Here is a 12,918-nt window from a genome sequence, read left to right on the forward strand (position 1 = left end):
TAGAAAAGCTGAAATGCTCATTGACTTGCTAGCGAGATTTTGCAATCTCAATTGTAGTCACTTACGTGACTGAATTTGCTGATATGCTTCATTCATTTGTTCAGTTTTCAAAGAGCTTTATTGCGTTACCGTTTAAAGCGTTAATGTGTCGCTCTTGCGGTGACAAGAACATATATTATCAGGTTTCAAAATGAAATGCAAGTATCTTTTTAAATACATTATCTTACAGCTTGGTAAAGCCTGTAGTTACTGCATTTCGGCGCCAAACATCCTTCATGCCAAGCAAATGAACGCCACCGATCCATTCATCGATCCCGTTCAGAAAGATATGATCCTGTTTACACGTAAGAATAAGTTTACCCATATCTGTCATCTTTACTCTGTAATTTTCAAAATGCGGCGGCCATGCTTCATTGTACTTTGGCAGCCTATCACCACCAAGGACTTGGATAAGGGGATGCTCGCAATGCCAAAGCCCATTCAGGATGCCATAGAATTGCAAATCACCTAAGCCATAGCGGACGGCTTGCTCAGATATGTTTTGAAATAAGGACAAGACGGACACCTCGTCATCCACTAACAGCTCAAGCGTCAGCTGCTGAATGGCAGTCAAACCATTTTGCATAGAAGGAAAACGGGCTGTATGGGTCTCTAGGGCCTTTTTAAGAAAAGGGAGTGCTGAGAGATCTTCTTCTAATAAAGCCTCCATAGGCAAAGGCTCGGAAGCCGAATAGGCTGTCCAGACCTTGCTGGCAAGGGATTGCTGGTCATCGCTCACAGGCAACCAAGTGCCATGCAGCTGTAGAATTTGATCTACGGTTAATTGCCCCAAACCATAGAAAGGGTCTACGCTAGGGAATCTGTCAATGCAGATCAACGACAGTTCAAAGGAACGGCCAGGTGAGTCATCGATTCTTGAAAGCAGATAACACAGCATCAATTGATCATATAAATCATGTTCAAACCATAGGACAACCTCATCCACTTCATCCGTTAAGGTATCTAGCTTCGCTTCCTGCTGTATGGTCTGAGACTTGAAAGTGTCCTCGGGAATGCCGTAACGGTCATTCATATAAGTTGCTCTCATAGAGATAAGGGCACTATCAGACATCTGCATGCCAATAGGTCCCTCATAAAGTGACTCGCGCCACACCAAAATCTCACCATGGATACCGGATGCTCGCAGCTTATCGCCGAATGCGTCTCCGTTGACAATATGTAAGGTCGTTATAGGCATGGCGCTGTCACCTCTCTTCTATATAGATTAAGCTTCGCCTAACAGTTGCAGTAGCTCCTGCTCATCTTCAATGATTCGGATACCCAGCTCTTGCGCTTTCGTTAGCTTACTTCCTGCGCTCTCGCCTGCGATCACGATGTCGGTCTTTTTGGAGACACTGCCAGTGATCTTAGCACCTCTAGCTTCGAGCTTCTTCGCACACTCGTCCCGTCCCATCGAGGAAAGTGTTCCTGTGAGGACGATTGTTTTGCCGAAGAACGGGTTATCTTCGCTGGCCACGATGACCGGGGCTTCCTCTGCAACGGGGCTCACACCTGCGGCTAACATCCGCTCAATGCTGGATACCATCACAGGGTCACGGAAGAACGAGTGAATGCTCTCCGCTACGATACCACCCACGTCTGGAAGCGAGATAAGCTCCTCTGTCGTTGCTTCCATGATGCGCGAAAGGCTGCGATAGTGATCGGCCAGCACTTTCGTAGTGGTTTTGCCCGAGTTCGGGATGCCCAGTGCATACAGGAAAGACGCGAGATCGCGGGACTTGCTCTTATCGAGGGCGCCGAGAAGGTTACGCGCCTTCTTCTCACCAAAGCGATCGAGCTTTACGAGATCGTCGAATTGCAAGGTGTACAGATCCGCAGGATCACGGACATCCAGCTCTTGATGCAGCTGTGAAGCGGTCATCTCGCTGAAAAATTCAATATCCATCGCATCGCGCGAAGCAAAATGCGCCATCCGGCCCACGAGCTGCGGACTGCAACCGAGTCGGTTGAGACAGAAGAGGTGCGCACCGCGCATCTCCAGCTCACTGCCGCAGGACGGGCAATGCGTCGGAGCGACGATCTCCTCGCCGTCATTCTCCTCGGTGACCTTACCGAGAATCTCTGGAATGACGTCATTCGAACGGCGAATGTAGACGAGGCTGCCGAGGGCATGTTTGAGGTTTTTGCGCTCAATGTCGCCAACGTTGTTGAGCGTACAGTTCTGCACCGTCACGCCTGCGAGGTCAACAGCCTCAACTCGGGCTAGTGGTGTGATTTTACCCGTGCGCCCAACTTCCCAAGATACACTTTGCAAGATGGTCGTCGCCTCTTCGGCTTCAAACTTGTAAGCAATCGCCCAACGCGGGAATTTATCCGTATAGCCGAATACCTCTCGCGTGCGCATATCCGTCAGCTTCACGACGCTTCCATCAATGAGGAAGTCAAAGCTGGACCTCTCCTCAGCGATGCGTTCGAGCTCGCTACTTACCTCTTCGATGGTGGAGAAGTACCGCGTGCGGTTACTGATTTTGAACAGGTTATCCCGCAAGAACTGAACCATCTCCGCATGATCTTCAAATTGAAGGTCACTCGAGTAGCCCACATTATAGAAGAAAGCGTTCAGTTTACGCTCTGCGGTTAACTTAGGGTTCTGATTACGCAGGGCACCTGCTGCGGCATTGCGAGCGTTTTTGAGCGGCTCTGCGGCCGTCTGATTGTAAGTTTCAAGGACAGACAGGAACATGACGCCCTCGCCTTGCACTTCAATCGTCCCTTGATCATAAGGAATCTCCAGCGGGATCGATTTGATCGTTTTGACTTGGGCCAATATGCCCTCGCCAACGGTACCGTTCCCTCGCGTGGAGGCTTGTACCAGCTGACCTTGATCATACGTAAGGTTTAGCGTTAGCCCATCAAACTTCAGCTCGACCACGTAAGTCGGGTCTGGCAGAGGCGTATCAGGGTTCTTGCTATTGTAATCCGCAATCAGCTTAAGTACACGTGTATGCCACGTTGCCAAATCGGTAGCGTTTTGAGCCTTATCCAAGCTCCAAAGACGGGCTAGATGGCGGTGCGGTTCAAAGCCTTTAAGCAGATCCCCGCCTACCCGATGGGTAGGGGAAGCAGGCAGGGTAACCCCTGTCTCCTGCTCCAGCGTGGACAATTTATCGTAAAGAGCATCCCATTCTGCGTCAGAAATCGTAGGTTGATCCAACGTATAGTAATTATGGTTATGCTTGTTGATTTCTTGGATGAGGGTTTTCATTGCCGCGAGTTTATCGGTCATGGCGGACTTCCTCTCTCAATGGGAATATGGGTGTGACAAGGGTAAGACAGGGCAGGGCAGGACAGGGCAGAGCAGAGCAAGGCAGAGCGCTCCTACACTTTCGTGATCGGAGCGAACTTCGCGAGCAGGCGCTTCAAGCCAACAGGCGCCGGGAAAGCAATCTGCAGCTCGGTGTCATCACCCGAGCCCTTCACGGACACGACGGTGCCGACGCCCCACTTGCCATGCGACACGCGGTCGCTGGCTTTGTAGTCCGTCACCCCGCCGCCTGCGGCAGGCTGCGGAGCCCGGAACGCGGCCGGTCTCGGCGCGGCCGCAGGGCTTGGCGCAGCAGTCGCGCCAGCGGCAATGCCAGTGCTAGGCCGTCCCCCGAAGGAGGACGGTGTGCCCCAGGTAGACGAGCCGGTGGTGCTGCCACCACGGCTCGATGCAGCGGCGCTGCCGCCGCTGCCCCAGGACGAGGTGCCGCCGGAACGGCCGCCTCGGGAGAAGCCGCCGCTGGATCCGCCAGCGGAGACGCTCTCCAGGAGTTCCTTCGGAATCTCCTGAAGGAATCGCGACGGCGCGTTCGCGGCGGTACGGCCGAAGAGCGTGCGCATGCGCGCGCACGTGAGGAACAGCTCTTGCTCGGCGCGCGTAATGCCTACATAGGCCAGACGGCGCTCCTCTTCAAGCTCTTCGTTGTCGGCGAACGCACGGCTGTGCGGGAAGACGCCTTCTTCCATCCCGATGATGAATACAACCGGGAACTCGAGTCCTTTGGCGCTGTGCATCGTCATGAGGACGACAGCGTCCTGCTCTTCTTCGGGCTTGTCTTTATCTAGTGTATCGATATCCGCGATCAACGCTAGGTCGGTAAGGAAGGAAATGAGCGATTTATCCTCATTGCGCTTCTCAAAGTCCATGGTCACGGACAGGAACTCTTCAATATTTTCGAGACGAGCCTTGGATTCGATGGTGTTCTCGCGTTGCATTTCTAAACGGTACTGAGACATTTCAAGGATTTTCTCAGTAAGCTCGGTTACGGACAGGTAATCCACCATGCGATTGAGGTTATCAACCATTTCTCGGAAATCCGCGAGGGCGTGCTTGGCCTTCGTGTTGATCTCTAGAGAATCAACTTCCTCCAACATGGCAAATAGAGAAATCCCTCTACGTCCAGCCATTTCCGCCACTTTATCCAACGTCGTACCGCCAACGCCCCTTTTCGGCACGTTTACGATTCGATTCAAGGAAATATCATCGTTCGGATTGGAGATCAATCTTAAGTAGGCCAAAATATCCTTAATCTCTTTCCGATCATAGAACTTGACCCCGCCGACGATGGTGTAGGCGATATCCGATTTAATTAGAATTTCCTCGATGACCCGGGACTGAGCGTTCGTACGATACAAGATTGCGTGATGGCCGAAGCTCTTCCCGTTCGATTTATTCTTATTGATTTCATTCGTAACGAAGTAACCCTCTTCATACTCGGTATCGGCTTGATACAGCTTAATCGGTACGCCGCCCTCTTTATCCGTCCAAAGGTTTTTCGGCTTACGACCTGTGTTGTTCGCAATAACTTTATTCGCAGCTTGCAAAATATTCGACGTTGAACGATAGTTCTGTTCCAACAGAATAGCCGTTGCATCAGGGTAATCCTGTTCAAAATTAAGGATATTGCTAATATCCGCTCCACGCCAACGGTAGATGGACTGGTCACTATCCCCCACAACGCAAATGCGTTTATGTTTGGACGCGATCATTTGACATAGCATATATTGCGCTCTGTTCGTATCCTGATACTCATCGACATGGATATATTGAAATTTGTTTTGATAAAACTCCAGCACCTCTGGAACTTCTTTGAACAAATGAATCGTCGCCATAATCAAATCATCGAAATCTAAGGAGTTATTAGCTCTTAGCTTCTTCTGGTAAAGGGTATAAATTTTCGAGGTCAGCCCTTCGAAGTAGTCACCGATTTTGTCTTCAAATTGTTTAGGAGAGATAAGTTCGTTTTTGGCTGTGGAGATGGCCGCTTGGAATGTTTTGGGTTCGTGTTTCTTCGTATCAATATTGAGCTCTTTGCAGCAGGTTTTGATAACCGACAGTTGGTCACCTGAATCTAATATCGTAAAGTTCGAGGAAAAACCGATCCGATTGATGTCCTTGCGCAACATACGCACACACATCGAGTGAAACGTGGAGACCCAAATATCACTTCCACTACCACCCACCAGTTTACTAACGCGATCTTGCATCTCACGTGCTGCTTTGTTCGTAAAGGTTAGCGCTAGAATGTTCCACGGTGCCGCTTTGCGCGTACCAATGAGGTATGCGATTCGATGCGTAAGCACGCGCGTCTTACCGCTTCCCGCTCCAGCCATAATTAATAGTGGACCGTCTACGGCTTCTACAGCTTTGCGCTGCTGGGGGTTTAACTTTTTGACTGCTTCTAAAATATTGACAGTTTCATTCACGTTAGAGTTACCTTCCATTTCTATCAAAGTTCGCATGCACGGTCTGGAGCGCCTGCTCCAAGTCACTATATATAATGTTGCCGACCACAATTGTATCTGCCGCTTCGGCTGCTAGTTGCGCTTTCTCTAGGGAGTCGATCCCGCCACCATACAATAAACGGGCATTCTCGAGCACCTGCCGCGTCCGACGGACGAGCTCCATATCTCCGAAGGTGCCGCTGTATTCCAAATACACAATCGACATGTGAAAAAGCTTGTCCGCCATACGCGCATAAGCTGCTACGTCCTTCGCATCCAAGTCGGTACGCGCTGAGGTCAGCTGGGCTGCCGTCGCTTCTTTATTCAATATAATGTAGCCTTCGGCTACGATCTCATCCCAATTCAATAATGCGCCGTATTCCTTAAGCGCCTCATGATGTTGCCCAACGATCCATTTCGGATCATCTGCATTCAGCACTACGGGTATTAGAAAAAGGTCAAACCCAGGTACAATTGCTTCCTGATTCGAAATCTCTAAGGCAACAGGAACCTCATATTGGCGGATTCGCGATAAAAGATCTACCGTGTTATCGAACGTCACTCCGGAAGATCCTCCTACGAGAATTGCATCTGTACCGGATAAACAGAGCCGATCCAGCGCCTCGTCTGAGATCTCCCGATCCGGGTCGAGCTTAAAAACATGCTTCCACTTGCGTATATCGACGATCAACTCTTTCCCTCCGATTAGGCGGCAGTTCTGCCATACTATCAACAGTCTATGCTACGCATAGGGACGTGTCAAATGACAAAAGACGGGCTAATCGCCCGTCTTTTGGAGGAATATGCAACTGAACGTATCCGATCTTCGTGGAAGCTACATTTGCGCCCGAATACGCACAAATGTTCGTTATTTTACGACGATGTTGAGAATTTTCTCCACATTGATTTCTTTGTGATCATTTTGCTGAAGCTCAAGTTTAATTTCGTGGGCGCCTGTTGTTAAATTCGTGAGCGTCAGTGGGCCTGTCTTCCCGATCATCGCCTTCTGCTTGCCATCCACATACAGGTGGAGATGTCCTTCTCCTAGTACATTGGCTTTATTCATGTCTTCTTCCGATAATTTAAAATTGGACGTTTGGTACGTAATCGTGACATTCTTCCCGTCTACCTTGTAGCTGGCATCAATCGCAGGCTTTGCACTTGTCGTTGCCGCTTTCGTTCCTGTTCCAGTTCCTGTCTCCGTCTTCACTTGGACCGTTGTCGCAGTACCCGCATCCTTCGTCCCTGTTGCTACGGACGGGATGACCTCATCTTTGGAACCGCATGCTGTCGTTAATGCTCCCAATACCACTAAAGTAGCCGCACCATATACCCATGTTTTTTTCATCAGCTTAAGCTCCCTTTTCCCTAAGTTTGGACATCCTATGTTCCTTATATATGTGTGCCAAGCCGTACTCATTCCTGAATTAGAAAAATAGTGGGACAAATTAGAGGAAGAAGCAAAAAGACACCCTGCCAATGGAGGCCAGGATGTCTGAATGTCTGGAAACGATCTAAACATGTGATTACACTTGCTTAGAAGTTATATTTATTACCTTCTTGTGACCTATTCATGTAGGAGTTCCCTTCGGAACCAGGCGATGTTACGCCCTGCTGTGAACGGGAAACAATACGGGCTTGCGCACCTCTGCCTGTCCCCGTTATGCCAGTATGCTCATTTGCTTGGTTGGAAGAAGCTGCATATCCCTGAGGCCCACGACCATAGCTCGATGCATCATGACTCTGATCTTGGTAGCTCCTTGTTGGAGTTTGGTTATAAGAAGAGGACTGTTGCTGAGACTGACTAGGTGTGTATCCTTGGCCTCGACCTTGTTGATTGTTGTACACCGCATTCGGATACTGGTTAGCATAATTCACTGGCTGGAACGAAGGTGCAGGTGCTGCCGTTGGCGTTGGTGCTTGGTGCAGTGCCGCAACTTGATTCTGCCCTTGATTTGGTTGTCCTTGTTGCTGACTGTATGGCTGTCTTTGTTGGTATGACTGTTCGGATTGGTGAGACTGCGTTTGGTACGATTGGTGCTGCTGTGATTGAGATTGAGTTTGAATTTGCGGCTGATGCTGTTGCTGCGACTGTGTAGCTGATTCGGAACTCCGATCTTGCTGGGCAAAGCTTGTTGAAGCAGCTCTGCTAACATGCTGCTGGACGATGGATTGCACTTGTAATGCTGTCTGACTCTGCTTCTGAAGCTCTTGCTCAATCATCTGCTGCTCAGCCTGTTGAATCTGATAACCGCCAAGGCTCTGAATTTCTTGAAAAACAAGCGCTTGGTCATCTAATGTTTTCTGCAATAAAGTTTCAAAGGTCTGTCGAATGCCAGGATTAGCAGCTTCCAAGGCAGCCGTTGTGTATTCACGCGCACTGCGCTTCAATTCAGACAGAACGAAGTTGGCAAAATCTAAATCTTCTAGGTCGACTTGCTGTTGTTGGTGCTGTTGTTGAGAATTTTGCTGATACATGCGTCTTGCACCTCCTTGTGGGTTCGAATTAGTGGGTCATGCCGGATTGTTGTTGCAGGGCATTGATTAGGATACTCATATTTTGCAAACGTTCTTGAGATAGGTGAGACAGGGCTTGTTTCAAGGACTGACTTTGGCTGTTCACCGCGCCTTGTACACAAAGCTTTGCTAACAATTCTTCATTCTTGAATGTATCCGTTAGATACGAAAGTTCTTTACCAGAAATAGCTTGATTCTCTTGTGTGTTGTACATGTGCATGTGACCTCCTTTCCTCTCTTTTATTTTTCCCAAAAAATGCCGTTTTATGTCGGATGAACAAAAAAACTGCTTCGCCACAGTTTAAATCCCTGTAGGAAGCAGTTTTCTCGTTAGGAAGCAGGCTGAGCGGTCTTGCCCGCATAAGCATCTGCTAAACTTTGAATATCCTCGGCTGCCAATGCGTAGGCCCACTGCCCACCCTGTTTAGCTAGCCAAACTTGTTCTCCGCTCAATTTACCTTCATAAACGTCGGTAACATCTTTCCCGTCCACCGTCATAGCTATCTCCAACTTAAGCTCTCCACCGGTTGTCGGCTTCTGAGCTGCCGCTTGCGGAAGTTCACTGCCATGCAAGAAGATGAGCTGATCCAGCAGCGGACTCGCTTCCGTGCCTTTCATCTCTTTATCTCCAAGCTTCCAGCCTGCATCCGCAGCGACTTTATCTTTGTCTGTCTTAGAAAGGGTCCATGATTGGCCCTTCCACGTCAACTTGACACTTTGCACCTTGTCGTTCTCCTGATGAATCGGGCTTGTGTCGGCAAAGTCGACCGGCGTTTTGTTCAGCGATGTCAACGATTGATCACTGACTTGATACACAGCAGATGAGCCTTCCACCTGCACGTAAGAGAAGCCTTCGATCGGAAGTGCAGTCCCTACGAGCAAGCCTTTCTTGGAACCGTCCTTCATTGTAACTTCATAGGTGCCAACCGGCTTATCCAAGCCGTATTCGACTAAATTCGTTGCTTGATCCTCCACCAGCTTAGTCGATGTCACCAGGCCTAAAGCATCGAGCCAAGCGTCGACTTGGTTCGCATTCGTTGGCGCCGCTTGCGGCTTTTGCATATCCCAACCATTGGCCGTACGATTGAGTGCTGTCAACCCGCCCTCTGAGGAAACCGAGACAGCCTGCACATCTTCTTGTTTCAGGGTTAGAAGGGACTTGGGTTCATCTTTCTTCTCTTGGAAGAAGTCTTTGCTTGAGGCGTACCAGAAACCACCGATGCAAATGACGACTAACAGAATGGTTGGAATAAACCGTTTCATCCTCTTCTCCTCCTCCACCAGATTAAGCCGCCAATGACAAGGAACAAGAGTGGTAAGAACACGATGGTAATGAGGAAAATCGTATTCGCTTGGCTAGGCGTAATCATCGCCTGTTGATACGCATCACCTTGACGCGGTCGGATCGTAATTTGATCCTTCTGCTCCTGCAGCCAGCCAATACTGTTCAGAGCAAAATCCTTATTACCCTGATTCTGAATATCTTCATCTAGCACGAATGTAGAACCACCAAGAATAACGGCCTTAGGCTTGTTATCTTTGTCCGAGATGGCGTAACCCAAGTTAAGCGGTCCTTTGACATCTGTCGCATCCTGCTTCGTCTTGTTCTGTGCCAGCAGGTTAATGTCGGTTTCACCGTATGCTTTGTCCGTTGTCGTCAACAACAGAGATTTCGTGTAATCCGGTGCACTATCATCCGCATTCAAGCTAACGGCCAAGGAGAGCATGGTAATCAGATTATTGCTGGATAATTTGTTCGTAATATCGTGTGAACCGTACTCTGGAATGATTGTTAACGGGTCATACAACGACGTTTGTTTCGTTTCAATCGCAATCGCGTGCTGATCCTGAACACCGTAGGTTTTCATGATAGCATCAATGTTTTTCCACTTCGTCGTCATATCCTTGTTGAAGCCCAGTGCGATATAGATTTTACCTTTACCCTTCAAATAGGTCTGAATGAGCTCTGCTTCTTTGTCGTTCAAATCGTTGGTCGGTCCAAGGAGCATGAGCATTTGGGCATCATCCGGGATTTTGCCTTCCACGTAAAGATTCAGATCTTTCACGTCATAGTTGGCAGCAGCCAGGCTGCTTTTAAAAATACTCATAGCAGATGCCGGATACTCTTGATGACCTGACAGTAAGTAGACCGTATGTTTCTCTGTGGATGTCAGGCTTTGAATCGCTTGTGTAAACTTCTCTTCACCTGAGAAGGTGTAGGAACCATCCTGTTGCCCCACGAACAGTTCATAGAAGTTGATGTTTTGCTTTTTGGTTCCTATTTCAAAAATAATCGTTCCGCCTTGGTCCACCCCATACTGCTTCGCCATCGAAGGCTGCTTCAGCATATCGTACTCATCGTAGGTAATTTTACTGCTTTGCTTTTTGTACTCAGCTACCATATCCGTGACTTGGCGCGTCACAAAATCATTGCCATCTCCGCTGTTCGTGAAAGCGATGACGTGAATATCTTGATTAAGATTTTTGAGTGCAGCGGTTGTTTGCTCTGAGAGCGTGAAATTTTTATTTTTCGTCAAATCGACCTGGAAGCCCTTAAGCGAGTGAAGGAAGATTGTCAGAATAATGAAAATGCCGATAACCGCGATTGATAGAACCGTCGCATTAGTTCCCCGTATCCACTTATTCATTCCGCTCACCTCCAACGCTTTCTTTCAAGGACTTGTATACAAAGAACCAGGAACACGGCTGTTAATGTGATGTAAAAGAGGATGTCGCCGCCATGGAAGACGCCTTTTTGCAGGTTGTTCAAATGACTGGTCAATGAGAATTGACCTACGTAATCCTTTAATTTACCCGTCATCGTGCTGCTGACCCAATCTAATAACCATAGCAAGAGCAGAATAACGAAGCCGGTGATCCCCGCGACCATCTGGTTATTCGACAGACTGGATGCGAACAATCCGATCGCCATCATCGCACAGCCAAGCAGGAACATGCTCAGGTACGACAACCATGTAACAGGCATATCTAATGTACCGAAGGAAGACATGATGAGCGGATACACGAGAGAGATCGCCACTAGGCCGACTTGCACGATTAGCGCGGATAAATATTTACCCAGCACGATTTCGCTAATACCCGCAGGTGATGTCAGGAGCAACTCATCCGTACCCTGACGAAACTCATCCGCAACAAGACGCATCGTTAGTAGTGGGATGATGAACAGGTAGATGAATGTGGTATTGCCCACGATGGAGCGCGCATCCACGATTGGCGGCTGTCCCGCTACGAAATTGATATAAAAGAAGAAGCTCGACAACAGCACATAGAAGGCAAACGCCACATACGCAACTGGCGAGAAGAAATACATTTGCAGCTCTTTGGAGCAAATGGCCCAGATTCTACGCATCGGTGTCACCCTCCTCTTTGGATGTGTCGGCTGGCTCGTCCGTCGTCAGCTTGAGGAAGATATCCTCTAAGCTGAGGCTTTCTCGCTTCATCGCTAGAATCGGCAGTCCTGCGCTTGCGAGTCGGAAGAATACCGCTTCGCGGATGTCTTCTGCGCGATCTGCGGAGGTGACGAGGAGTTTGACGGACTCGACTGGTGCAGATGACAGAGCAGCTGCCGGAACATCGGTTGCTTCGTCTGTAGCGGACTCCACAGGTTCCAAAGCTTCCAAAGATTCTAGGGCAGACACCGTTGGTGCTGCTGCGCCCGCTTCCGGTGCGTCGACTTCTTTCACTTCGCCGATGGAAGGCAGGCTGCGCAGCTCGTTCAAGATCCGCTCGCGAGGTCCCTTGACCTCGAGCGACACTTCGAACGTCTCGCCCATCGTGCGGCCGAGATGCTCGGGGCGCTCGTCGAGAACGACGCGGCCTTGGTTGATGATGAGAACGCGATTACAAATCGCGTTAATTTCAGGCAAAATGTGCGTGCTCAGCAGCACGGTGTGATTCTCGCCCAGCTCGTGGATGAGCTGGCGGATCTCGATGATCTGCTTCGGATCGAGGCCCGACGTGGGCTCGTCCAGAATCAGCAGATCCGGTTGGTGCAGGATCGCTTGCGCGAGTCCGAGGCGCTGCTTGTAGCCCTTGGAGAGGGAGCGAATGATTTGCTTCTCGCGACCTTGCAGTCCGAGCTTGTCGATGGCTTCGCCGACACGCAGTTTTTGCTCGCGCGCAGGCACATCGCGCAGGTTGGCGATGAAGCGCAGGTAAGACTGTACCGTCATCTCGGGGTACAGGGGCGGTGTTTCAGGCAAGTATCCGATCTTGCGGCGCGCCTTCTTCGGGTTCTCGGCCATGGAGTGACCGTCCACCCATATTTGACCATGCGTCGGATTCAGGTAACCTGTAATCATGCGCATCGTCGTTGTTTTGCCAGCACCATTCGGCCCTAAGAAGCCGACGATTTCACCGCGCTGCATCGAGAAGTCGATGTTATGCACGCCGCGATCATTTCCGTACAGCTTGCTGACTTGTTTGACCTCTAGCATCCAAGATCCCCCATTTCTATGCGTTCGTATTATTCATCATCACTATACGGGTGGAAACATAAACCAACCTTAAGCAAATCTGAAAAATAGATTAAAAAAATGTGTCCGATTTGTGAACGAGAGGAGATTTTTGTTTAGATGTGTTCGGCTAGTGCGCATTATGTCGGATATACGA

The 12,918-nt window shown here is 49.4% G+C and carries 11 protein-coding genes; all 11 read right to left on the reverse strand.

Annotated elements, in window-relative coordinates:
* Window positions 1-223: 223 nt before the first annotated feature.
* The 11 genes from GC096_RS21880 to GC096_RS21930 all read right to left on the reverse strand — a co-directional run bounded on the left by GC096_RS21880 (window position 224) and on the right by GC096_RS21930 (window position 12,743).
* The gene (locus tag GC096_RS21880; protein WP_171633186.1) at window positions 224-1,237 is read right to left on the reverse strand and encodes a DUF1835 domain-containing protein; all 1,014 of its coding nucleotides are present in this window, start codon (window positions 1,235-1,237) and stop codon (window positions 224-226) included.
* Between the two features lie 27 nt (window positions 1,238-1,264).
* On the reverse strand, window positions 1,265-3,286 hold the full coding sequence (ligA, locus tag GC096_RS21885) for an NAD-dependent DNA ligase LigA (protein WP_171633187.1): 2,022 nt from the start codon (window positions 3,284-3,286) through the stop codon (window positions 1,265-1,267).
* Window positions 3,287-3,378: 92 nt separating this feature from the next.
* Window positions 3,379-5,769 carry a DNA helicase PcrA gene (pcrA, locus tag GC096_RS21890; RefSeq protein ID WP_171633421.1) on the reverse strand — a complete coding sequence of 797 codons (2,391 nt, stop codon included), beginning with the start codon at window positions 5,767-5,769 and terminating at the stop codon, window positions 3,379-3,381.
* Window positions 5,759-6,460 carry a heptaprenylglyceryl phosphate synthase gene (gene pcrB / locus GC096_RS21895; RefSeq protein ID WP_171633189.1) on the reverse strand — a complete coding sequence of 234 codons (702 nt, stop codon included), beginning with the start codon at window positions 6,458-6,460 and terminating at the stop codon, window positions 5,759-5,761. The genes pcrA and pcrB overlap by 11 nt, the downstream gene beginning before the upstream one ends.
* Before the next feature lie 177 nt (window positions 6,461-6,637).
* Complete coding sequence (locus GC096_RS21900) at window positions 6,638-7,117, reverse strand: DUF6130 family protein (RefSeq protein ID WP_171633191.1); 480 nt, start codon at window positions 7,115-7,117, stop codon at window positions 6,638-6,640.
* 188 nt (window positions 7,118-7,305) lie between these two features.
* A complete protein-coding gene (locus GC096_RS21905; protein WP_171633193.1) occupies window positions 7,306-8,247 on the reverse strand; it encodes a spore coat protein in 942 nt (313 codons plus the stop codon).
* A gap of 28 nt (window positions 8,248-8,275) precedes the next feature.
* Window positions 8,276-8,500 carry a hypothetical protein gene (locus GC096_RS21910; RefSeq protein ID WP_171633195.1) on the reverse strand — a complete coding sequence of 75 codons (225 nt, stop codon included), beginning with the start codon at window positions 8,498-8,500 and terminating at the stop codon, window positions 8,276-8,278.
* Window positions 8,501-8,616: 116 nt separating this feature from the next.
* Window positions 8,617-9,549 carry a DUF4340 domain-containing protein gene (locus GC096_RS21915; protein WP_171633196.1) on the reverse strand — a complete coding sequence of 311 codons (933 nt, stop codon included), beginning with the start codon at window positions 9,547-9,549 and terminating at the stop codon, window positions 8,617-8,619.
* On the reverse strand, window positions 9,546-10,934 hold the full coding sequence (locus GC096_RS21920; protein WP_171633198.1) for a GldG family protein: 1,389 nt from the start codon (window positions 10,932-10,934) through the stop codon (window positions 9,546-9,548). The genes GC096_RS21915 and GC096_RS21920 overlap by 4 nt, the downstream gene beginning before the upstream one ends.
* A 5-nt stretch (window positions 10,935-10,939) precedes the next feature.
* Window positions 10,940-11,656 carry an ABC transporter permease subunit gene (locus GC096_RS21925; protein ID WP_171633200.1) on the reverse strand — a complete coding sequence of 239 codons (717 nt, stop codon included), beginning with the start codon at window positions 11,654-11,656 and terminating at the stop codon, window positions 10,940-10,942.
* Window positions 11,649-12,743, reverse strand: a complete 1,095-nt coding sequence (locus GC096_RS21930; protein ID WP_171633202.1) for an ABC transporter ATP-binding protein — start codon at window positions 12,741-12,743, stop codon at window positions 11,649-11,651. The genes GC096_RS21925 and GC096_RS21930 overlap by 8 nt, the downstream gene beginning before the upstream one ends.
* Window positions 12,744-12,918 lie beyond the last annotated feature (175 nt).

It is taken from the genome of Paenibacillus plantarum, from assembly GCF_013141695.1.
In the GTDB taxonomy this organism is placed as follows: domain Bacteria; phylum Bacillota; class Bacilli; order Paenibacillales; family NBRC-103111; genus Paenibacillus_E; species Paenibacillus_E plantarum.

Coding starts and splice junctions, on each gene's coding strand:
- ligA (WP_171633187.1), bottom strand. CDS start 3,286: ATGACCGATAAACTCGCGGCAATGAAAACCCTCATCCAAGAAATCAAC.
- GC096_RS21905 (WP_171633193.1), bottom strand. CDS start 8,247: ATGTATCAGCAAAATTCTCAACAACAGCACCAACAACAGCAAGTCGAC.
- pcrA (WP_171633421.1), bottom strand. CDS start 5,769: ATGGAAGGTAACTCTAACGTGAATGAAACTGTCAATATTTTAGAAGCA.
- GC096_RS21880 (WP_171633186.1), bottom strand. CDS start 1,237: ATGCCTATAACGACCTTACATATTGTCAACGGAGACGCATTCGGCGAT.
- GC096_RS21900 (WP_171633191.1), bottom strand. CDS start 7,117: ATGAAAAAAACATGGGTATATGGTGCGGCTACTTTAGTGGTATTGGGA.
- GC096_RS21920 (WP_171633198.1), bottom strand. CDS start 10,934: ATGAATAAGTGGATACGGGGAACTAATGCGACGGTTCTATCAATCGCG.
- GC096_RS21915 (WP_171633196.1), bottom strand. CDS start 9,549: ATGAAACGGTTTATTCCAACCATTCTGTTAGTCGTCATTTGCATCGGT.
- GC096_RS21910 (WP_171633195.1), bottom strand. CDS start 8,500: ATGTACAACACACAAGAGAATCAAGCTATTTCTGGTAAAGAACTTTCG.
- GC096_RS21930 (WP_171633202.1), bottom strand. CDS start 12,743: ATGCTAGAGGTCAAACAAGTCAGCAAGCTGTACGGAAATGATCGCGGC.
- GC096_RS21925 (WP_171633200.1), bottom strand. CDS start 11,656: ATGCGTAGAATCTGGGCCATTTGCTCCAAAGAGCTGCAAATGTATTTC.